This window comes from Curtobacterium sp. 314Chir4.1 (assembly GCF_900215175.1).
Taxonomy (GTDB): Bacteria; Actinomycetota; Actinomycetes; order Actinomycetales; family Microbacteriaceae; genus Curtobacterium; species Curtobacterium pusillum_A.
In genome coordinates, this window is sequence record NZ_OCMI01000001.1 from 294957 (window position 1) to 316712 (window position 21756).

Here is a 21756-nt window from a genome sequence, read left to right on the forward strand (position 1 = left end):
CCACGTCAGCATCCTTTAATGCCGTCCGGTGAGGCGGGGAAGGAGGTCGGCGTGGGAACCAGAACGGTTCTGCAGCACCCCGACATCACGCGTGCTCTGACACGCATCGCGCACGAGATCCTCGAGGCCAACCACGGTGCCTCGGACCTCGTGCTCCTGGGCATCCCGACACGGGGTGCCGTCCTGGCCGATCGGCTCGACCGCATCCTGGCGGACATCGAACCCGAGTGGACCAGCGAGTCGACCGCGACCGGCGGCGACCCGTCGACGCCCGGCCGGTCGCACCGCGTCGGGACGCTCGACGTCACGATGCACCGTGACGACCTCGGACACGGGATCGGCCGGGCACCGCACCGGACGACCATCCCGGCGAGCGGCATCGACGGCAAGGTCGTCGTGCTCGTCGACGACGTCCTCTACTCCGGCCGCACGGTCCGGGCGGCGCTCGACGCGCTGCAGGGGATCGGCCGTCCTCGTGCGGTCCGGCTCGCGGTCCTGGTCGACCGGGGCCACCGCGAGCTCCCGATCCGTGCGGACCACGTCGGCAAGAACCTGCCGACGGCCTCGGACGAGCGGGTCACGCTCCGCCTGACCGAGACGGACGGCACCGACGAGGTCGTCATCGAACAGAGCGAGACGCAGCGCGAGACGCAGCGCGCGACGCAACGCGAGACGCAGGGCGAGACGCAGCGCGAGACGCTGCGCGACGGGGGGACGGCGTGAAGCACCTCCTCTCCACCGCCGACCTCTCCCGCGCCGAGGCGATCCACATCCTCGACGTCGCCGAGGAGATGGCCGAGGTCAACACCCGCGAGGTCCGGAAGCTCCCCGCCCTCCGCGGCAAGACCGTCGTGAACCTCTTCTTCGAGGACTCCACGCGCACCCGCATCTCGTTCGAGGCAGCCGCGAAGCGCCTCTCCGCGGACGTCCTGAACTTCGCCGCGAAGGGCTCGAGCGTCTCGAAGGGCGAATCCCTCAAGGACACCGTGCAGACCCTCGGCGCGATGGGCATCGACGGCATCGTCATGCGCCACGGCGCGTCCGGGGCGCCCCGTGTCCTCGCCGACGCCGACTGGATCGACGTCCCCGTGGTCAACGCCGGCGACGGCACGCACGAGCACCCCACGCAGGCACTGCTCGACGCGTTCACGATGCGCCGTCGCCTGCACGGTGCGGGCAGCCGCGGCCAGGGCCTCGACGGCGTGCGCGTGCTCATCGTCGGCGACGTCCTGCACAGCCGGGTCGCGCGGAGCAACGCGTGGCTGCTCCGCACCCTGGGCGCGAGCGTGACCTTCGCCGCGCCGCCGACGCTGCTGCCCGCGACGACGACGCCGTTCGGGGCCGCGGTCCACCACGACCTCGACGTCGCCCTCGCCGAGGACCCGGACGTCGTGATGACCCTGCGCATCCAGCAGGAGCGGATGAACGACGCGTTCTTCCCGAACCCCCGCGAGTACACCCGGCACTGGGGGCTCACGGCGAGTCGCTTCGCTCGGCTGGACGAGCGCACCCTGATCATGCACCCCGGTCCGATGAACCGTGGCCTCGAGATCGCCGGCGTCGCCGCCGACGACCCGCGCTCGACGGTGGTCGAGCAGGTCGAGAACGGGGTGTCGGTCCGGATGGCCGTGCTCTACCTGGCCCTCACCGGGTCCGAACCGAACGCAGCAACGAAGGAGCCCGTCGCATGACCGCCCACCTCATCCGCGGCGCGCAGCTGGTCGACGGCTCGCGTGCCGACATTCGCCTGGAGGCGCGGCGCATCACCGCGGTCGGGTCCGGTCTCGACGCGGCCGGCGCCACGGTCGTCGACGCGGACGGGCTGATCGCCCTCCCTGGTCTCGTGGACCTCCACACCCACCTGCGCGAGCCCGGCTTCGAGGAGTCGGAGACGGTGCTCACCGGCTCGCGTGCCGCGGCCGCCGGCGGCTTCACCGCCGTGAACGCGATGGCGAACTCGTCGCCGGTGGCCGACACCGCCGGCGTGGTCGAGCAGGTGCAGGCGCTCGGCGACGACGCCGGGTACGTCACGGTCCGCCCGATCGGTGCGGTCTCGCAGGGGCTGCAGGGAACGCACCTGTCCGAGATCGGCGCGATGGCGACGAGCCGGGCGAAGGTCCGGGTGTTCTCGGACGACGGCTCGTGCGTGTCCGACCCGCTCCTGATGCGTCGGGCGCTCGAGTACATCAAGGGCTTCGGCGGGGTGCTCGCACAGCACGCGCAGGAGCCGAGGCTGACGATCGGCGCCCAGATGAACGAGGGCCGGCTGTCGTCGGAGCTCGGGCTCGCGGGCTGGCCGGCCGTCGCGGAAGAGGCGATCATCGCCCGCGACGTCCTGCTCGCCGACCACGTCGGAGCCCGACTGCACGTCTGCCACGTGTCGACCGCCGGCAGCGTCGAGGTGATCCGCTGGGCGAAGTCCCGCGGCATCGACGTCACGGCCGAGGTCACGCCCCACCACCTCGTGCTGACCGAGGACCTCATCGCGGGGCACGACGGCGCCCCGGGGTACGACGCCCGCTACAAGGTGAACCCACCGCTGCGCTCCCGCGAGGACGTCGACGCGCTCCGGGCCGCCCTGGCCGACGGCACGATCGACATCGTCGCGACCGACCACGCCCCGCACACCGCCGACGCGAAGTGCTGCGAGTGGCCCGCGGCGGCGAACGGCATGGTCGGTCTCGAGTCGGCGCTGAGCGTCGTGCAGGCCGCCGTGGTCGAGAGCGGCCAGCTCGACTGGGCCGACGTCGCCCGCGTGCTGTCCGAGGCACCAGCCCGGATCGGGCAGGTCGAGGGGCACGGGCAGCGCCTCGCCGAGGGCGCTCCCGCCGAGATCACCCTGTACGACCCGTCGGTGCGCCGGGAGTTCGCGGTCACCGACCTCGCGGGCCAGTCGCAGAACTCGCCGTACCTCGGCATGCAGCTGCCCGGCCGGGTCGTCGCGACCTTCCACCACGGGTACCCCACGGTCCTGGCGGGGGACCTCGTCGACGCCGAGACGATCGCCGAGCACGCCCGCGCGACCCGGATCGGGGCGTCGGCATGAGCGGTGACGCGCTGCGCTGGCTCGAAGGCGGGATCATCCTCGCCCTCGTCGTCGCGCTGTTCGTCGCGATGGCACGCACCTGGCGGACGCGGGCCAGGAAGCAGGCGGAAGCCGTGCCTCCAGTCGGTGTCCCCGCCGACCTGTCACCGGCAGCCGGTGCGTGGGACGGGTTCACCGTCGCGACGACCCGCGCCGACCAGCCGCTCGAGCGGATCACGGCGGGCGGTCTCGGCTTCCGGGGCCGCGGCGGCGTGACCGTCCACGACACCGGCGTGGTGCTGCACCACGCCGGCACCCCCGACCGGTGGATCGCAGCCGACGCCGTCCGCGGCGCCGACCGCGCCACCTGGGCCATCGACCGTGTGGTCGAGCCCGGGGGACTGGTCCGTCTGCGATGGACGGCGACCGGCGCCGCAGGTGCGACGGATCTCGACACCTACTTCCGGTTCCCGGAGGGCGACGCGGCAGCGCTCGTCGCCCTGCAGGGACTGTCGACGAAGCACGAACACCCGCACACCGCGGGCGAAGGGACGAACTGATGACACGCGAACGGGCCGTACTGGTCCTCGAGGACGGCACCCGGTACGACGGCTGGGCCTACGGCGCCCGCGGGCGCACGCTCGGCGAGGTGGTCTTCGCGACCGGCATGACCGGGTACCAGGAGACGCTCACCGACCCCTCGTACGCCGGGCAGATCGTGGTGCAGACCGCGCCGCACATCGGCAACACGGGTGTGAACGACGAGGACCCCGAGTCCCGTCGCATCTGGGTCGCCGGCTACGTCGTGCGCGACCCCAGCCGCGTCGTGTCGAACCACCGCGCGAACGCCTCGCTCGACGAGCACCTCGTGCGTGACGGCATCGTCGGCATCTCCGGCATCGACACCCGGGCCCTCACCCGCCGGATCCGCGACGCCGGTGCCATGAAGGGCGGCGTGTTCAGCGGTGCCGACGCGGCACTGTCCGGGTCGGAGCAGCTGGACGCGGTCCGGGGGCAGGCCACGATGGCGGGCGCGAGCTTCTCGTCGATCGTCTCCACCCCCGAGACCTACGTGGTCCCCGCGGTGGGCGAGCAGATCGGCCGGCTGGCCGTGCTCGACCTCGGGGTGAAGGCCTCGACCACCCGGTACCTCGCCGCCCGTGGGTTCGAGGTGCACGTCGTGCCGCAGGACATCACCGCGGCCGAGCTGGAGGCGCTCGCCCCGGACGCACTGTTCTACTCGAACGGCCCCGGAGACCCCGCGGCCAGCGACGCCCAGGTCGAACTGCTGCAGGACAGCCTTCGGACCGGTCGGCCCTTCTTCGGCATCTGCTTCGGCAACCAGCTGCTCGGCCGTGCGCTCGGCTTCGGCACCTACAAGCTGCCGTTCGGGCACCGCGGCATCAACCAGCCGGTGCTCGACACGACGACGGGCAAGGTCGAGATCACGAGCCAGAACCACGGCTTCGCGGTCGACGCGCCGCTCGGCGAGGTCCTCGAGTCGCCGGCCGGCTTCGGCCGCGTCGAGGTCTCGCACTACTCGCTGAACGACAACGTCGTCGAGGGCCTCCGCGCGCTCGACGTGCCCGCGTTCAGCGTGCAGTACCACCCCGAGGCGGCGGCCGGTCCGCACGACTCCATGTACCTGTTCGACCGCTTCGCGGACCTGGTGCGCGAGCGCCGCGCCGGCGAACCGCTCGACCCCGCGACCGCCACCGCGACCACCCCGGCCGCCGACATCACCAAGGAAGCCAACTGATGCCGAAGCGCGCAGACATCAACTCCGTCCTCGTCATCGGCTCCGGCCCGATCGTCATCGGCCAGGCCGCCGAGTTCGACTACTCCGGCACCCAGGCGTGCCGCGTCCTCCGTGCCGAGGGCGTCCGCGTGATCCTCGTCAACCCGAACCCGGCGACGATCATGACCGACCCGGACTTCGCCGACGCGACCTACATCGAGCCGATCACGAGCGCCTCGCTCGAGGAGATCATCAAGATCGAGCAGCCGGACGCGGTGCTGCCGACCCTCGGTGGCCAGACCGCGCTGAACGCCGCGATCAAGCTCGACGCCGAGGGCATCCTCGACAAGTACGGCGTGGAGCTCATCGGCGCCAAGGTCGACGCCATCCAGCGTGGTGAGGACCGCCAGCTCTTCAAGGAGCTCGTGCTCGAGTCCGGCGCCGACGTGGCCCGCAGCCACATCGCGCACACGCTCGAGGAAGCGAAGGAGTTCGCGAAGGACCTCGGCTACCCGCTCGTCGTCCGCCCGTCCTTCACCATGGGCGGCCTCGGTTCCGGCTTCGCCTACAACGAGGAGGAACTCGTCCGCTTCGTCGGTGACGGGCTGCAGTCCAGCCCCACGACGGAGGTCCTGCTCGAGGAGTCCATCCTCGGGTGGAAGGAGTACGAGCTCGAGCTCATGCGGGACAACTACGACAACACCGTCGTGATCTGCTCCATCGAGAACGTCGACCCGGTGGGCGTCCACACGGGCGACTCGATCACCGTCGCCCCCGCGCTGACGCTGACCGACCGCGAGTACCAGAACATGCGGAACATCGGCATCGACATCATCCGTCGGGTCGGTGTCGACACCGGTGGCTGCAACATCCAGTTCGCCGTGGACCCGTCGAACGGCCGCGTCATCGTCATCGAGATGAACCCGCGCGTGTCCCGCTCGTCGGCGCTGGCGTCGAAGGCGACGGGCTTCCCGATCGCCAAGATCGCCGCGAAGCTCGCCATCGGGTACCGCCTCGACGAGATCGAGAACGACATCACCCGGGTCACCCCGGCGAGCTTCGAGCCGACGCTGGACTACGTGGTCGTGAAGACCCCGCGGTTCGCGTTCGAGAAGTTCCCGGCCGCCGACGCCACGCTCACCACGACGATGAAGAGCGTCGGCGAGGCGATGGCGATCGGCCGCAACTACGCCACGGCGCTGCAGAAGTCGCTCCGGTCGCTCGAGAAGCGCGGCTCGTCGTTCCACTGGGACACCCCGGCGGCCGAGCTCGACAAGGACGCCCTGCTGTCGAAGTCGTCCATCCCGACCGACGGCCGCATCGTCACGGTGCAGCAGGCGCTCGTCGCCGGCGCCACCGCGGACGAGGTCTTCGAGGCCACCAAGATCGACCCCTGGTTCATCGACCAGATCGTCCTCATCAACGAGGTCGCGCAGGAGGTCAGGAACGCCGAGGCCCTCGACGCGGACACCCTCCGCTGGGCGAAGGAGCACGGCTTCAGCGACATCCAGATCGCCAGCCTGCGGGGGATCACCGAGCAGGAGGCCCGTGACGCCCGTCACGCGCTCGGCATCCGCCCCGTCTTCAAGACGGTCGACACCTGCGCCGGCGAGTTCCCGGCCCTGACGCCGTACCACTACTCGTCCTACGACGCCGAGACCGAGGTCGCCCCGAGCGACCGCAGGAAGGTCGTCATCCTCGGCTCCGGCCCGAACCGCATCGGGCAGGGCGTCGAGTTCGACTACTCCTGCGTGCACGCGTCCTTCGCGCTGAGCGCCGCCGGGTTCGAGACGATCATGATCAACTGCAACCCGGAGACGGTCTCCACCGACTACGACACCTCCGACCGCCTGTACTTCGAGCCGCTGACCACCGAGGACGTCCTCGAGGTCATCGAGGCCGAGGCGGCGTCCGGCGAGCTCGTCGGCGTCGTCGTGCAGCTCGGCGGTCAGACGGCCCTCGGGCTCGCGAAGCCGCTCGAGGCCGCGGGCATCCCGATCCTCGGCACGTCGCCGACGGCGATCGACTCCGCCGAGGAGCGCGGCCAGTTCTCCGCCATCCTCGACGCCGCCGGCCTGCTCGCACCGCGGAACGGCACGGCGCACGACCTCGCCAGCGCGACCGCGGTCGCCGAGGAGATCGGCTACCCGGTCCTCGTCCGCCCGTCGTTCGTGCTCGGCGGCCGTGGCATGGAGATCGTCTACGACTCCGCGACCCTCGCCGACTACTTCGACCGGATGGCCGACCAGGCGATCATCGGCCCGGAGCTCCCGCTGCTCGTCGACCGCTTCCTGGACGACGCGGTCGAGATCGACGTCGACGCGCTCTACGACGGCGAGCGGCTCTACATCGGCGGCATCATGGAGCACCTCGAGGAAGCCGGCATCCACTCCGGCGACTCCGCGTGCACCCTGCCCCCGGTCGGCCTCGGCCGCGCCGAGATCCAGGGTGTCGTCGACGCGACCGAGAAGATCGCCCGCGGCATCGGTGTCCAGGGCCTGCTCAACGTGCAGTTCGCCATCGGCGCGGGCGTGCTCTACGTGCTCGAGGCGAACCCGCGCGCCAGCCGCACCGTCCCGTTCGTGTCGAAGGCGCTCGGCATCCCCCTCGCGAAGGCCGCGTCCCGCATCATGACCGGCAGCACCGTCGCCGAGCTCGTCACCGAGGGCATGCTGCCCGCCCGTGACGGCGCCTTCGTCCCGATGCAGTCGCCGATCGCCGTGAAGGAGGCCGTGCTGCCCTTCCGTCGCTTCCGCACCCACGACGGCCAGGTCGTCGACTCGGTCCTCAGCCCCGAGATGCGCTCCACCGGCGAGGTCATGGGCATCGACCGCGACTTCCCGCGCGCGTTCCTCAAGTCGCAGGAGGCCGCGTACGGCGGACTCCCGACGAGCGGCACCGTGTTCGTGAGCGTCGCCGACACCGACAAGCGCCAGGTCGTCCTGCCGGTGCACCGCCTGCAGCAGCTCGGCTTCACGATCACCGCGACCGAGGGCACCGCCGAGGTGCTCCGCCGCAACGGCATCGAGGTCACGATCGTCGGCAAGTACAGCGAGGGCGGCGAGAGCGTCGTCGACCTGCTGGCCCGCAACGAGGTCGACATCGTCATCAACACGCCGTCGGGTGCCGCCGGTCGTGCGGACGGGTACGAGATCCGTGCGGCGACGGTCGCGGCGGACAAGCCGCTGTTCACGACGATCGCGCAGCTCGGGGCCGCGGTCGCGGCGATCGAGACGATCGGGTCGCCGCACAGCGTGCGGAGCCTGCAGGACTACGCGCTCGAGCGCGCGACCTGGTGACCGTTTCCAGCGTGGGGACCGAGCAGCCTGGAGGCACGGCCTCCTTCGGTGTCCGACTCGCCGCTGCCATCGGGTCGCGTTCCGCCCTCTGCGTCGGCATCGACCCCCACGCCGCCACCCTGGCGGCGTGGGGGCTCGGCCGCGACGAGCAGGGCCTGACCGCCTTCGGCGCGACCCTGGTCGACGCGGCCGCCGGCCGCGCCGCGATCGTGAAGCCGCAGATCGCCTTCTTCGAGGCGGCGGGGGTCGCGGGCTACCGAGCGCTCGACGCGACGATCCGTCGGGCACGTGATGCGGGCCTCCTGGTCGTCGCCGACGTCAAGCGCGGCGACATCGGGTCGACGGGTGACGACTACGCGCTCGCGTGGCTGGATCGTGACGGGCCGTTCGCGGCCGACGCGATGACGGTCTCGCCGTACCTCGGGTACGGGTCCCTCGCGGGGACGGTCGCGGTCGCACGGGAGAACGGCGCCGGTGTGTTCGTGCTCGCCGCGACGAGCAACCCCGAGGCCCGGGTGCTGCAGACCGCGGTGCTCGCGGAGGGGCCGTGGGCCGGCCGGTCCGTGGCTGCCGGTATGGTCTTGGACGTGGCAGACGACAACCGGGCCGGCGGCGACCAGCCCCTCGGCGACATCGGGCTCGTGCTCGGCGCGACGCTCGCCCTCGACGACTTCGGCATCGACCGGGACTCGATCGGCACGGCGCCGGTCCTCGCCCCGGGCTTCGGTGCCCAGGGCGCCCGCATCGAGGACCTCCGTGCGCTCTACGGCACCCGTGCCGAGCAGGTGCTCGTGAGTGAGTCCCGCGGCCTGCTGTCCGACGGACCCGACGGCGTCGCGGCCCTCGTCGCCGACCGTGCCGACCGGATCCGCACCGCGCTGGGGGCGGCCGCATGACGTCGGACCGCGACGCCCTGCCCGCCCACCGCAACCCGCCGGAGGTCGACCGTGTCGCAGCGGCAGCGGCAGCCGTGGCGGCACGACGTGCCCGAGCCGCGGTGAAGGCCGCCGTCGCCTCGGGGGAGCGGTCCGCGCTCGAGGTCGCCCGGCTCGCGTGGTCGGACGCCGAGGCCCCGGCCGAGAAGTCCCTGCGGGTCCGCGACCTGTTGACGAGCCTGCCCGGCATCGGACCGGCACGTGCCGAGTCGATCATGGGCGACCTCCGGATCGCGCCGTCGAAGCGCCTCGGCGGTCTCGGCACGCGGCAGCGGTCGGAACTGGCCGACTGGCTCGCCGCCCGCGGCCGGAAGCGCGGCACCTCGAAGCTCGTCGTCCTCGCCGGGCCCACCGCGGTCGGCAAGGGCACCGTCAGCGCGTTCATCCGCGAGCAGTACCCCGACGTGAACCTCAGCGTCTCGGCGACGACCCGGAAGCCCCGTCCGGGCGAGGTCGACGGCGTGCACTACTACTTCGTCGACGACGCCGAGTTCGACCGGATGATCCGCGACCGCGAGCTGCTCGAGTGGGCGACGGTCCACAACTCGTACCGGTACGGCACGCCCCGGCCACCGATCGACCGCGCGCTCGACGCCGGCGACAAGGTGATGCTCGAGATCGACCTGCAGGGCGCCCGGCAGGTGCGTGACGCCATGCCCGAGGCCGTCCTGGTGTTCCTGCTGCCCCCGTCGTGGGAGGAACTGGTCCGCCGGCTCATCGGCCGCGGCACCGAATCGGCCGAGGAACAGGCCCGCCGCCTGGACACCGCGAAGGTCGAACTCGCCGCCCAGGACGAGTTCGACGTGCGCATCGTGAACTCCGATGTCGGCACCGCGGCGCGCGAGGTCGTAGACTTGTTCACTGCGCCCTAGCCGGGCGCGCCTGCGCCCCGCCGGGTGCGACCGATCTTTCCGTCGACAGGAGACACCATGGCCAACCCCCAGGGCATCATCGACCCGCCCATCGACGACCTGCTCGCCAAGGTGGAGTCGAAGTACGCGCTCGTCATCTTCGCCTCGAAGCGTGCGCGCCAGATCAACGACTACTACGCCGACCTGCACGAGGGCTCGCTCTTCGACAACGTGGGCCCGCTGGTCGACTCGACGATCGACGACAAGCCGCTGTCCGTCGCGCTGCACGAGATCAACGAGGACAAGCTCACCGTCACCAAGCAGCAGCAGCCCACCGACTGATCGCGGTGACGAGCAGCAACCTGCGCCTCTTCACGTCCGAGTCGGTCACAGAGGGGCACCCCGACAAGATCTGCGACCAGATCTCGGACACGATCCTCGACGCACTGCTCACGGTGGACCCGCACGCGCGCGTCGCCGTCGAGACGATGGTCACGACCGGACTGGTGCACGTCGCCGGCGAGGTCACGACCTCCGGCTACGTCGAGATCCCGAAGCTGGTCCGTGACGTCATCACGGGCATCGGGTACAACTCGTCCGAGGTCTCCTTCGACGGCCGCACCTGTGGCGTCGAGGTCTCCATCGGTGCGCAGTCGCCCGACATCGCCCAGGGCGTCGACGAGTCCCTCGACGCGCGCTCCGGCGCCGGAGTGGATCCGCTCGACCGTCAGGGTGCAGGCGACCAGGGCATCATGTTCGGCTTCGCGACGAACGAGACCCCCGAGTACATGCCCGTCGCGATCTGGCTCGCGCACCGTCTGGCCGAGCGGCTGGCAGCGGTCCGCAAGTCCGGCGAGCTGACGTTCCTCCGCCCGGACGGCAAGACCCAGGTCACGGTCGGCTACGACGGCGTCGTGCCGAAGACCGTCGAGACCGTCGTGCTCTCCACGCAGCACGCGCCCTCCGTGACGCTCGACGAACTCACCGCAGCGATCACCGAGCACGTGATCCGCCCGGTCCTCGACCTGGTGGACCTCGACTCGTCGCACGTCGACGTCATCGTGAACCCCACCGGTCGGTTCGAGATCGGTGGTCCCCAGGGCGACGCCGGGCTCACGGGACGCAAGGTCATCGTCGACACGTACGGCGGGGCCTCCCGCCACGGTGGCGGCGCGTTCAGCGGCAAGGACCCGTCGAAGGTCGACCGTTCGGCCGCCTACGCCCTGCGCTGGGTCGCGAAGAACGCCGTCGCGGCGGGCCTCGCGGACCGGCTCGAGGTGCAGGTCGCCTACGCGATCGGCCGTGCGAAGCCCGTCGGGCTGTACGTCGAGTCGTTCGGGACCGGACACGTCGACGACGCCACGATCGAAGCAGCGATCACCGAGGTGTTCGACCTGCGTCCGGCCGCGATCATCCGCGACCTCGACCTGCTCCGTCCGATCTACGCGAAGACCGCGACGTACGGGCACTTCGGCCGTGAGCTCCCCGGGTTCACCTGGGAGCAGCTCGACCGCGTCGAGGAACTCCGCGCCGCCGCAGGACTCGTCGCCGCAACCGTCTGAGCCACCGCGTGACCACCGTCGCGCGCGTCGTCCTCGACTCGCCGCTCCCGCAGTTGGACCGTCTGTTCGACTACCGGGTGCCGGACGGGCTCGAGGACGACTGCGCGCCGGGGGTCCGCGTGAAGGTCCCGCTCCGCACAGGTGCGCGGATGTCCGACGCGTACGTCGTCGAGCTCGTCACCGAGGGTGACTACCCCGGCGAGCTCAGCGACGTCGAGACGGTCGTCTCCCCGGTGCCGGTGCTCGCGCCGGAGATCTGGACACTCGCGCGCGCCGTGGCCGACCGGGCCGCCGGGGTCGCGTCGGACGTGCTCCGGCTCGCCGTCCCGACGCGTCAGGTCCGCGCCGAGAAGGCTTGGCTGGCCCGCGACACGGCGTGGTCGCCACCGGCGGTCGAGCCCCCGCCCGTCACCGGCTACGCCGAGGGCGTCCTGGAGGCAGTGGTCGCCGACCACGGTCGCGCTGCGGTCGCCGCCGTCCCCCACCCGGTCGCGCTCGGTGCCGCCGACGCGCCGGTCTGGGTCCCCGGGTGGGCGGCGACGCTGGCCCAGGCTGCTGCGCACACCGTCGCAGCCGAGCAGTCCGCCGTCATCGCCGTGCCGGACTTCCGCGACGTCACCGACCTCGAACGGGCGCTGCTCGCGGTGCTCCCCGCCGAACGGGTGGTGCGGTTCGACGCCAAGCAGACGAACGGGCAGCGCGCCAAGGCCCTGCTGCAGGCCCGGACCCACGCGGTCGTCGCGATCGGGAACCGCACCGCGATGTACGCCCCGGCGACCCAGCTCGGCCTCATCGCGATGTGGGACGACGGGGACGCCTCGTTCATCGAGCCCCGTGCCCCGTACGTGCACACCCGGGACGTCGCGCTCGTCCGCGCTGCCCAGTCGGGGGCCGCGCTGCTGTTCCTGTCGCACGCCCGGAGCACCGACGTGCAACGGCTCGTCGAGCTGCACTGGCTGCAGGAGGTCACGCCGTACCGGGTCACGACGCCCAAGGTCATCCCGACCGTCCAGCAGACCGGCGCGGAGGGCTACGCCGCGCAGGCCCGCATCCCGAGCTCCGCGTGGCGTGCGGCGCGCGAGGCCAGCCAGCACGGCGCGGTGCTCGTGCAGGTCGCCAGTCCGGGGTTCGGCACGGGCCTGGTGTGCGCCGAGTGCGGCGAGCGGGCGCACTGCCGGATCTGCGGCGGGCCGCTCGGCAGTCCGCACCGGGGCGCGACGCCGCAGTGCCGGTTCTGCGGTGCCCTCGCCGTCGGCTTCCGCTGCCCGACGTGCGGCAACGGCACCGTGAAGCCCGTCGGACAGGGAGCCCAGCGCACCGCTGACGAGCTCGGACGCGCCTTCCCGGGGACACGGATCGTCGTCGCCGACGGCTCCCGACCCCTCGACGAGGTCCCGGACCGGCCGTCGGTCGTCGTCGCGACCCGCGGGGCCGAGCCGAGTGTGCCCGGTGGGTACGCCTGCGTCCTGCTGCTCGACGGGGAGCGCATGCTCGCCCGCGAGGGACTCCGTGTGCAGGAGGACGTCCTGCGCTTCTGGACGAACGCCGCCGCGAAGGGCGCACCGGGGGCCGAGGCGTACCTCGTCGGCATCGGCGGCAAGCTCGCGACGGCCCTGGCGCTCTGGCGACTCGACGGGCCCGCGCACGACGAACTCATCGATCGGCGTGAACTGCACTTCCCGCCGGCGGTGCGAGTCGCGACGCTGACCGGCACGGACGAGGCCGTGACGGCCGCGGTCGAGGCGCTCGAGGGGCTCACCGCAGGACCCGTGCTCGGACCCGTGCCCGTCGAGGACGACGCGCTCCCGGGGACCGTCCGCGCGATCGTGCGCTTCCCGTACGCGCACGGGGCCGAGGTCGCGGCGACCCTCAAGGCCGAGGTGATCCGACGCTCGTCCACCCGTCGGGTGCTGCCGGGCGGGAACCGACGTCGGGCGGCGCCGGCGCTGCGGGTGCGGCTCGACGACGCGGAGCCCTTCAGCGAGGTCTGACCCGGCCGGCTGCGCGCCCGTGGCCGCAGGGACGGGGCGGACCCGCACCGTGCCTCCAGGCTGCCTGCCGCGCCGCGCGCTGCCCGCGCGCGCAGGTTCCGACAACGCACCTGTCGATCGACGCGTGGTTCGTCGAAGGATGCACGCGCATCCGCCGACCGCCCCCGCCGTGCACACGACATGCACGGCCGCGGCACGCGAGGTGTGCCAGGCTGGACGACGGCGGTCACGAGCCGCCACGGACACACATCACGCACGACGAGGTGACGCGGATGACGCCGATGAGGGCGCTGTACAAGCCGGACGCTGCTCCGGGACTGACCATGACGGAACGGCCGGTGCCGGTCCCGACGGAGGACGAGGTCCTCATCCGGGTGCACCGCACCGGGATCTGCGGGACCGATCTCCACATCCGGCGGTGGGACGACTGGGCCGCCTCGGCGGTCACGGCCCCGCTCGTCCCCGGACACGAGTTCTTCGGCGAAGTGGTCGAGGTCGGCGCCGCCGTCCGTGACGTCGCATTCGGGGACCGGGTATCCGGCGAGGGGCACATCGTGTGCGGCACCTGCCGGAACTGCCGGGCCGGCCGACGCCAGATGTGCATCCGCACGAAGGGGCTCGGGGTCCAGCGCGACGGCGCGTTCGCGGAGTACCTGACCCTGCCCGGCGCGAACGTCTGGGTGCACCACACCGACGTCGACCCCGACGTCGGCGCGCTCTTCGACCCGCTCGGCAACGCCGTGCACACGGCGCTCGCGTTCCCGGTGGTCGGGGAGGACGTGCTCGTCACCGGGTGCGGTCCGATCGGGCTCATGGCGATCGCGGTCGCACGGCACGCCGGCGCCCGGTTCGTCGTCGGCACGGACGTCAGCACGAACCGGCTCGCGATGGCGACGGCGATGGGTGCCGACCTCGGCGTCGACGTCAGCGGTGGCGACGGTGTCACCGCACTGCGCAGTGCACAGGAGCGGCTCGGCATGCGCGAGGGCTTCGACGTCGGGTTCGAGATGTCCGGTGCCCCCACGGCCCTGCCGTCGATGGTCGACACCATGAACCACGGCGGTCGGATCGCGATGCTCGGCCTGCCGACGGGCGAGATCGGGGTCGACTGGGGCAAGGTCGTCACCCACATGCTCACCGTGAAGGGCATCTACGGGCGCGAAATGTTCGAGACCTGGCAGACCATGAGCTCGATGCTGCAGACCAGCGAGGTGCTGCGGGACCGCATCGGCTCGATCGTCTCGGCGCGGTTCGCCGCCCGGGACTGGGAACAGGCGTTCGCCGCGGCGGCGAGTGCGGACGGCGGCAAGGTCGTCATCGACTGGACGGAGATCTGATGTACGGCGCGATCAAGGACCACCTGGCCGCGGAGCTCGCGGGCATCGAGGACGCCGGGCTGACGAAGCGGGAGCGCGGCATCGCCGGCCCGCAGCGCGCGGCGATCGAGGCGGACGGCGTCGACCTGCTGAACTTCTGCGCGAACAACTACCTCGGGCTCGCCGACTCCGCGGACCTGGTCGAGGCCGCGAAGGACGCCCTCGACCGGTGGGGCTACGGCATGGCGAGCGTGCGGTTCATCTGCGGCACGCAGGACCTGCACCTCGACCTCGAACGACGGGTCTCGTCCTTCCTGGGCACCGAGGCGACGATCCTGTACTCGTCGTGCTTCGACGCGAACGGCGGTCTGTTCGAGGTGCTCCTCGGAGCGGAGGACGCGATCATCTCCGACGAGCTGAACCACGCCTCGATCATCGACGGCGTGCGGCTGTCGAAGGCGCAGCGGTTCCGGTACCGGAACCGCGACGTGCAGGACCTCGAGGTGCAGCTGATCGCTGCAGGGGACGCGCGCTTCCGAGCGGTCGTCACCGACGGCGTGTTCTCGATGGACGGGTCGATCGCGCCCCTGGCGGAGATCTGCGACCTCGCCGACCGGTACGACGCGCTCGTGATCGTGGACGACTCGCACGCCGTCGGGTTCGTCGGCGAGCACGGCCGGGGCACGCCGGAACTCTGCGGCGTCGCGGACCGCGTCGACGTGTACACGGGCACGTTCGGCAAGGCCCTCGGGGGCGCGAGCGGTGGGTACGTCGCCAGCCGCCGGGAGATCGTCGACCTGCTGCGGCAGCGGTCCCGCCCGTACCTGTTCTCGAACTCGCTCGCCCCGGTGATCGCGGCGGGGACCGTCGCCGCCCTCGACCTCATCGAGCGCTCGGACGACGCCCGCGCCCGGTTGCGCGAGAACGCCGCGCTGTTCCGGTCGCTCATGACCGAGGCCGGGTTCGACCTGCTGCCGGGGGAGCACCCGATCGTCCCGGTGATGTTCCACGACGCCGCGCTCACCGCACGGATCGCGGACGAGATGCAGGCGCGCGGGATCTACGTCACGGCGTTCAGCTACCCGGTGGTGCCGAAGGGGCGGGCGCGGATCCGCGTGCAGCTGTCGGCAGCGCACACCGAGGACCAGGTGCGGCGCTGCGTGACCGCCTTCACCGAGGCCCGGGCGGCAGCCGACACCGGCACCGCCGCGGTCACGCAGCGCTGACCGGGCGGCGGCGCTCGCGCGGGAAGACCACGCCGAGCGCCACCATCCCGATCGACAGCACCAGGTGGAGCCAGTTGTCCGCCCAGTTCAGCGGCACGAAGTTCGCCCCGAAGTCGTGCCCCGCCGTGAACAACCCGTACACCCACAGCACGAAGTAGACGACGCCGCCGATCACCAGGTACATGCGGGATCCGGTCGCGTACCCGGCCGCCAGCAGCCCGACGACGCCGAACAGCAGGTGCACGACGTTGTGCAGCACCGACACCTGGAAGAGCCCGAGCAGCATCGCCATCGAGCCGTGCCCCGCGCCGCCCAGGTCGCCGGTGGTGAGGCCGGGGACGAACCCGGCGATCCCGACGAGCAGGAACACGATGCCGACCACGAGCGCGGCCTTCTGGATGCTCGAGCCCGCGTAGCGGTCGGTGGGGGTGGTGACGTCGGTCATGGGGGTTCCTCCTCGTTCGGCTGTGGGCGACGGTACCCCGGCCGGAGGGTGCGAGGTTCCGCGCACCGTGGGACGCACCGACGCTCCCACCGTGTCCGGTACCTCGCACCGAAGCCGTGGGCGGACGCGCAGCGCGTGCGGGACATGGGAGGATCGAACCCATGCGTCTCGTCGTCGCCGGCAGCCCCGCTGCGGCCGTCCCCACCCTCCGCCGCCTCGCGGCGTCCGAGCACGAGATCGCCGCGGTCCTCACCCGTCCGGCGACCCCGCAGGGCCGGAAGCGCGTCCTCACCCCGACCCCCGTCGCCCTGGTCGCCGAGGAGCTCGGCCTCCCGGTGATCGAGGCCTCCCGCGTCGACGACGAGGTCACCGCCCGCATCGCCGGCCTCGGCGTCGACCTCGGGGTCATCGTCGCGTACGGCGCACTGCTCCGTCGCCCGGCGCTCGACGCGCCGCGCCACGGCTGGGTCAACCTGCACTTCTCGGACCTCCCGCAGTACCGCGGCGCCGCCCCCGTGCAGCGCGCGGTGATGGCCGGCGACACCCGGACCGCCGCGACGGTCTTCCAGCTCGTCGAGGCGCTCGACGCCGGTCCCGTGTACGCGAGCGACCCGTTCGACATCGACCCGGAGGCCACCTCCGGCGAGGTCCTCGCCGCCATGGCCGAGTCCGGCGCGTCGACCGTCGCGCGGGTCGTCGACGACATCGCCGCCGGCACCGCCGTCGCCACCGAGCAGACCGGCGAGCCCACCCTCGCCCCGAAGCTCACCATCGACGACGGCCGCATCGACTTCGCCGCGCCCGCCGCCGCGGTCCACGCCCGCCTCCGAGGGGTCACGCCCGAGCCCGGTGCGTACGCTCACCTCGGCGACACCCGCGTGAAGCTGCTCCGCAGCCATCGACTGCCTGGAGGCGCGGCAGACCCCGCCCCGTCCCTCGCCCCCGGCGCACTGGCCGTCCAGGGCGGCCGGCTGGTCGTCGGGACCGCCGACGACCCGCTGGTGCTCACCGAGGTGCAGCCCGCCGGCAAGAAGGCGATGGACGCCGCCGCCTGGGCCCGCGGCCTGGGCGAGCTCGACGGGAAGGTCCTCGCATGAGCGGCACGACCACGGGGCAGCGCCGCAAGCACGGGCCCCGGCAGACCAGCGCTCGGCGGGTCGCGTTCGACGTGCTCCGCGCCGTGCAGGTCGACGACGCCTACGCGAACCTGCTCCTGCCGACGCGCATCCGTCGGGCCGGCCTCTCCGCGCGTGACGCCGCGTTCGCCACCGAGCTGACGTACGGCTCCATCCGGATGCTCGGCCGGTACGACGCGATCGTCGCCCTCGCCTCGGGACGCCGGATCGACAACATCGAGTCCGACGTGCTCGACGTCATGCGGCTCGGCGCCCACCAGCTGCTCGGCATGCGCACCCCGACGCACGCCGCGGTCTCGGCCACGGTCGAACTCGCCCGAGAGGTCGGCGCCCACCGCGCCACCGGCTTCGTCAACGCCGTGCTGCGCAAGGTCGGGGCCCGGACCGACGACGAGTGGGACGCGCTCATCACCGAGGGGCGGGGTGGCGACGCCCTCCTCGCGGCCCGCTGGTCGCACCCGGTGTGGGTCGTCTCCGCGCTCCGGGACGCCCTGGCCGCCGAACGCTCGCGGGACGAGCTCGCCGCGCTCCTGGCCGCCGACAACGTCGCACCCCGTGTGCAGCTCGCGGCGCTGCCCGGCCTCGCCACCGCCGAGGACGTCGCCGCCGCCACGGCCCACGCCGCGGCCGTCGACGACGTGACCGATGCCGTCGACGCTCCCACCGACCAGCCGGCACCGGCCGCCCACGGAACCGCAGCCGACGACGACACGGAGGTCGCGCCTCCCGGCCGACCCACCGATCCCGAGGCGGACCTGCCGGTCTCGCCCGTCGGCATCCGCGGGATCAGCGGCGACCCGGCCCGCGTGCCCGGCGTCAGCGCCGGGCGGCTCCGCGTGCAGGACGAGGGCTCGCAGCTGGCGGCCCTCGCACTGAGCCGGTCCTCCGCGGTCAGGCCGGGGGAGCGCTGGCTCGACCTGTGCGCCGGACCCGGCGGCAAGGCCGCGCTGCTCGCGGCCGAGGCGGCGCAGGGCGGGGCCGTCCTCGTGGCGAACGAACTCGTGCCGGCGCGGGCCGGACTGGTGCGCAAGGCCCTCGCGGGGTTCGGCGACGGCGTGACCGTGGTCGAGGGCGACGGTCGACGCTTCGGGCGCGACGGGGCCGGCGTGACGTTCGACCGGATCCTGCTCGACGCGCCGTGCACCGGCCTCGGTGCGCTCCGTCGTCGCCCCGAGGCCCGCTGGCGGAAGCAGCCGGAGGACGTCCCGGAGCTCGCCGCCCTGCAGGCCGAACTGCTCGACGCCGCGGTACGGGTGCTCGCACCGGGCGGGACCCTGGCCTACGTGACGTGCTCGCCGCACCTGGCGGAGACGCGCGGGCAGGTCGACGCGCTGATGGCGCGGCACGGGGGCGTGCTCGAGCAGCTCGACACCGCGTCGGTCGTGCGGTCCGTCGCCGTTCGGGACCCGAAGGTCGCGGACGGCACCACGGCGCAGCTCTGGCCGCACCGCATCGGCACGGACGCGATGTTCATCGCCCTGTTCCGACGCACCGCCTGAGGCGTTGCGTCACGCGGCGTGCCGCGATGCCGAGTCTCGCGGAGCCCGGCCGCCGGTAGCGGAGCCCGGCCGCCGGTAGGGTTGTCGGGTGACGATCCGCATCTCGCCGAGCATCCTGTCCGCCGACTTCGCGAACCTCGAGCGCGAGCTCCACCGCATCGAGACCGCCGACCTGGTGCACGTCGACGTGATGGACAACCACTTCGTCCCGAACCTCACGCTGGGCCTGCCGATCGTGCAGCGCCTGCAGGAGGTCTCCCCGGTCCCGCTCGACGTCCACCTCATGGTCACCGACGCCGACGCGAACGCGCCGAAGTACGCCGAGACCGGGGCGTCGAGCGTCACGTTCCACTTCGAGGCGGCGAACGACCCGGTGGCGACCGCTGCGGCGATCCGCTCGAACGGGGCCCGTGCCGCCGTCGCGGTGAAGCCGGGCACGCCGATCACCCAGGTCCTGCACCACCTCGACGCCTACGACATGATCCTGCTCATGACGGTCGAACCGGGCTTCGGCGGGCAGTCGTTCATGCCGTCCGTGATGCCGAAGCTCGCCGACGCACGTGCCGCGGTGGACGCCTCCGGCCTGGACGTCTGGCTCGAGGTCGACGGCGGGATCGCGGTCGACACGGTGCCCGAGGCCGTCGCGGCCGGCGCGGACACCCTCGTCGCGGGCTCCGCGGTGTACGGCGGCGAGCCCGCTGAACGGATCGCGGACCTCCGCGAAGCGGCAGCCCGGGCCCGAGCGTGAGCACCCGTCCGGACGGTACGGCTGCCTCCGCGTCCGAGGACGGTAGCCTGGTCCGCGTGAAGACGTTCGACGACCTGTTCCAGGAGCTCACCGAGAAGGCGCGCACGCGCCCCGAGGGCTCCGGCACCGTCGCCGAACTGGACGCCGGCGTGCACCAGATCGGCAAGAAGATCGTGGAAGAGGCAGCCGAGGTCTGGATGGCGGCCGAGTACGAGGGTGACGAGCGCACCTCCGAGGAGATCTCGCAGCTCGTGTACCACCTGCAGGTGCTCATGATCGCGAAGGGCCTCACCCCGGCGGACGTCTGGCGACATCTGTAGGAAGGCGCGTCCCGCGCCGGCCCAGACCGTCCCGGACCACTCCCACAGAAAGCAGACCACCTGATGCTCCGCATCGCCGTGCCCAACAAGGGCTCCCTGTCCGAGACCGCTTCCGAGATGCTGCGGGAGGCCGGGTACGCCGGTCGCCGCGACCCGAAGGCGCTCCACCTCCTCGACGAGCGCAACGGGGTGGAGTTCTTCTTCCTCCGGCCGCGTGACATCGCCACGTACGTCGGCTCGGGTGCCCTCGACGTCGGCATCACCGGGCGCGACCTGCTGCTCGACTCCGGGTCGGCGGCGCACGAGGTCGACGCGCTCGGCTTCGCCGACTCGACGTTCCGGTTCGCCGGGACGCCCGGTCGGTTCAGCACCCTGCAGGACCTCGACGGCGTGCGGGTGGCGACGAGCTACCCCGGACTGGTCGGGGACTTCCTGGCGAAGCACGGCGTCACCGCGACACTCGTGAAGCTCGACGGCGCGGTCGAGAGCGCCGTGCGCCTCGGTGTCGCGGACGCCGTCGCCGACGTCGTCTCGACCGGCAGCACGCTGCGGCAGGCCGGCCTGGAGATCTTCGGCCCGGTCATCCTCGAGTCGACCGCGCTGCTCGTCTCGACCGACGAGTCGATCCCGGGCATCGACGTGCTCCGTCGCCGGCTGCAGGGCGTGCTCGTCGCCCGCGGCTACGTGATGCTCGACTACGACATCCCGACGGCGCTGCTCGAGCAGGCAACGGCGGTGGCCTCGGGCATCGAGTCCCCGACGGTGTCGCCCCTGCACGGTCGTGACTGGTCCGCGGTGCGCGTGATGATCCCGCGCGAGGACGCGAACCTCATCATGGACGCGCTGTACGACCTCGGCGCCCGCGCCATCCTCGTCAGCCCGATCCACGCCGCACGGCTGTGAGCGGGGTCTCCGTCCGGGTCATCCCGTGCCTGGACGTCCAGGGCGGTCGCGTCGTCAAGGGCGTGAACTTCCTCGACCTGCAGGACGCCGGTGACCCGGTCGAGCTCGCGGCCCGCTACTACGAGCAGGGAGCGGACGAGCTGACGTTCCTCGACGTCGGCGCGACGGTGGAGAACCGCGCGACGATGTACGACACCGTGACGCGCACGGCCGAGCAGGTCTTCATCCCGCTGACGGTCGGCGGCGGGGTCCGCAGCGTCGACGACGTCTCGCGGCTCCAGCAGTGCGGCGCGGACAAGATCGGCGTGAACAGCGCCGCGATCGCCCGCCCGGACCTCGTCGGCGAGATCGCGGACCGGTTCGGCGCACAGGCCGTCGTGCTGTCGCTGGACGTCAAGCGGTCCGACCGGATGCCGTCCGGCTTCGTCGTCACGACGCACGGCGGGCGGACCGAGTCCGACCTCGACGCGATCGCCTGGGCACGCGAGGTCGTGGAGCGCGGAGCGGGGGAGCTCCTCGTCAACTCCATCGACGCCGACGGCACGAAGAACGGGTTCGACCTCGAGCTCGTGGCCGCGGTCCGTGCGGTGTCCTCGGTTCCGGTCATCGCGTCTGGAGGCGCGGGTCGGCTCGAGCACTTCGCCCCCGCCGTCGACGCCGGTGCGGATGCCCTCCTCGCCGCGTCCGTCTTCCACCGTGGCGAGATGACGGTGGGGGACGTCAAGGACGCGCTGCGAGCGTCCGGTCACGCCGTACGCTAGG

General features: G+C 72.4%; 20 protein-coding genes. 19 read left to right on the forward strand and 1 reads right to left on the reverse strand.

The genetic code is table 11. The features are described from left to right. Nucleotides 1-18 precede the first annotated feature (18 nt). The 13 genes from pyrR to CRP27_RS01390 all read left to right on the forward strand — a co-directional run bounded on the left by pyrR (nucleotide 19) and on the right by CRP27_RS01390 (nucleotide 15943). Nucleotides 19-723, forward strand: a complete 705-nt coding sequence (gene pyrR, locus CRP27_RS01330; RefSeq protein ID WP_097178990.1) for a bifunctional pyr operon transcriptional regulator/uracil phosphoribosyltransferase PyrR — start codon at nucleotides 19-21, stop codon at nucleotides 721-723. Beyond that, nucleotides 720-1691 carry an aspartate carbamoyltransferase catalytic subunit gene (locus CRP27_RS01335; RefSeq protein ID WP_097178991.1) on the forward strand — a complete coding sequence of 324 codons (972 nt, stop codon included), beginning with the start codon at nucleotides 720-722 and terminating at the stop codon, nucleotides 1689-1691. Before pyrR ends, CRP27_RS01335 begins: the two co-directional genes overlap by 4 nt. Beyond that, nucleotides 1688-3046, forward strand: a complete 1359-nt coding sequence (locus tag CRP27_RS01340) for a dihydroorotase (protein WP_097178992.1) — start codon at nucleotides 1688-1690, stop codon at nucleotides 3044-3046. The genes CRP27_RS01335 and CRP27_RS01340 overlap by 4 nt, the downstream gene beginning before the upstream one ends. Next, nucleotides 3043-3585: a hypothetical protein gene (locus CRP27_RS01345; RefSeq protein ID WP_097178993.1), complete on the forward strand. Its 543-nt coding sequence runs from the start codon at nucleotides 3043-3045 to the stop codon at nucleotides 3583-3585. Before CRP27_RS01340 ends, CRP27_RS01345 begins: the two co-directional genes overlap by 4 nt. Further along, a complete protein-coding gene (carA, locus tag CRP27_RS01350; RefSeq protein WP_097178994.1) occupies nucleotides 3585-4784 on the forward strand; it encodes a glutamine-hydrolyzing carbamoyl-phosphate synthase small subunit in 1200 nt (399 codons plus the stop codon). Before CRP27_RS01345 ends, carA begins: the two co-directional genes overlap by 1 nt. Further along, nucleotides 4784-8062, forward strand: a complete 3279-nt coding sequence (gene carB / locus CRP27_RS01355) for a carbamoyl-phosphate synthase large subunit (protein ID WP_097178995.1) — start codon at nucleotides 4784-4786, stop codon at nucleotides 8060-8062. The genes carA and carB overlap by 1 nt, the downstream gene beginning before the upstream one ends. An 11-nt stretch (nucleotides 8063-8073) precedes the next feature. Next, nucleotides 8074-8958: an orotidine-5'-phosphate decarboxylase gene (gene pyrF / locus CRP27_RS01360; RefSeq protein ID WP_255257396.1), complete on the forward strand. Its 885-nt coding sequence runs from the start codon at nucleotides 8074-8076 to the stop codon at nucleotides 8956-8958. Continuing rightward, entirely contained in the window at nucleotides 8955-9869 is a 915-nt protein-coding gene (gene gmk / locus CRP27_RS01365) for a guanylate kinase (RefSeq protein ID WP_079236159.1), read from the forward strand. The genes pyrF and gmk overlap by 4 nt, the downstream gene beginning before the upstream one ends. 57 nt (nucleotides 9870-9926) lie before the next feature. After that, nucleotides 9927-10190 (forward strand): DNA-directed RNA polymerase subunit omega, encoded by a 264-nt coding sequence (gene rpoZ, locus CRP27_RS01370; protein WP_022906709.1) that lies wholly within the window; start codon nucleotides 9927-9929, stop codon nucleotides 10188-10190. 5 nt (nucleotides 10191-10195) lie between these two features. Continuing rightward, nucleotides 10196-11410, forward strand: a complete 1215-nt coding sequence (gene metK / locus CRP27_RS01375; protein WP_097178997.1) for a methionine adenosyltransferase — start codon at nucleotides 10196-10198, stop codon at nucleotides 11408-11410. An 8-nt stretch (nucleotides 11411-11418) separates the two neighbouring features. Next, nucleotides 11419-13401, forward strand: a complete 1983-nt coding sequence (locus tag CRP27_RS01380) for a hypothetical protein (protein ID WP_097178998.1) — start codon at nucleotides 11419-11421, stop codon at nucleotides 13399-13401. 281 nt (nucleotides 13402-13682) lie between these two features. Continuing rightward, the gene (tdh, locus tag CRP27_RS01385) at nucleotides 13683-14738 is read left to right on the forward strand and encodes an L-threonine 3-dehydrogenase (RefSeq protein ID WP_097179587.1); all 1056 of its coding nucleotides are present in this window, start codon (nucleotides 13683-13685) and stop codon (nucleotides 14736-14738) included. After that, nucleotides 14738-15943, forward strand: coding sequence for a glycine C-acetyltransferase (locus tag CRP27_RS01390; protein WP_097178999.1), 1206 nt, complete (start codon nucleotides 14738-14740; stop codon nucleotides 15941-15943). The genes tdh and CRP27_RS01390 overlap by 1 nt, the downstream gene beginning before the upstream one ends. On the opposite strand, the gene CRP27_RS01395 is transcribed toward CRP27_RS01390, so the two are convergent. Then, on the reverse strand, nucleotides 15930-16388 hold the full coding sequence (locus CRP27_RS01395; RefSeq protein ID WP_176505423.1) for a DUF4383 domain-containing protein: 459 nt from the start codon (nucleotides 16386-16388) through the stop codon (nucleotides 15930-15932). The two genes, CRP27_RS01390 and CRP27_RS01395, sit on opposite strands and share 14 nt — an antisense overlap. Before the next feature lie 161 nt (nucleotides 16389-16549). On the opposite strand from CRP27_RS01395, the gene fmt reads away from it, so the two are divergent. From fmt to hisF, 6 genes are all read left to right on the forward strand, one after another. Beyond that, nucleotides 16550-17485 (forward strand): methionyl-tRNA formyltransferase, encoded by a 936-nt coding sequence (fmt, locus tag CRP27_RS01400; protein WP_097179000.1) that lies wholly within the window; start codon nucleotides 16550-16552, stop codon nucleotides 17483-17485. Continuing rightward, nucleotides 17482-19023: an RsmB/NOP family class I SAM-dependent RNA methyltransferase gene (locus CRP27_RS01405; protein ID WP_097179001.1), complete on the forward strand. Its 1542-nt coding sequence runs from the start codon at nucleotides 17482-17484 to the stop codon at nucleotides 19021-19023. The genes fmt and CRP27_RS01405 overlap by 4 nt, the downstream gene beginning before the upstream one ends. Before the next feature lie 88 nt (nucleotides 19024-19111). Further along, nucleotides 19112-19771, forward strand: a complete 660-nt coding sequence (gene rpe / locus CRP27_RS01410) for a ribulose-phosphate 3-epimerase (protein ID WP_097179002.1) — start codon at nucleotides 19112-19114, stop codon at nucleotides 19769-19771. A gap of 56 nt (nucleotides 19772-19827) precedes the next feature. After that, complete coding sequence (locus tag CRP27_RS01415) at nucleotides 19828-20091, forward strand: phosphoribosyl-ATP diphosphatase (protein ID WP_079238914.1); 264 nt, start codon at nucleotides 19828-19830, stop codon at nucleotides 20089-20091. A gap of 63 nt (nucleotides 20092-20154) precedes the next feature. After that, complete coding sequence (gene hisG / locus CRP27_RS01420) at nucleotides 20155-20994, forward strand: ATP phosphoribosyltransferase (RefSeq protein ID WP_079236152.1); 840 nt, start codon at nucleotides 20155-20157, stop codon at nucleotides 20992-20994. Further along, nucleotides 20991-21755 (forward strand): imidazole glycerol phosphate synthase subunit HisF, encoded by a 765-nt coding sequence (gene hisF, locus CRP27_RS01425; protein ID WP_097179003.1) that lies wholly within the window; start codon nucleotides 20991-20993, stop codon nucleotides 21753-21755. The genes hisG and hisF overlap by 4 nt, the downstream gene beginning before the upstream one ends. Nucleotide 21756 lies beyond the last annotated feature (1 nt).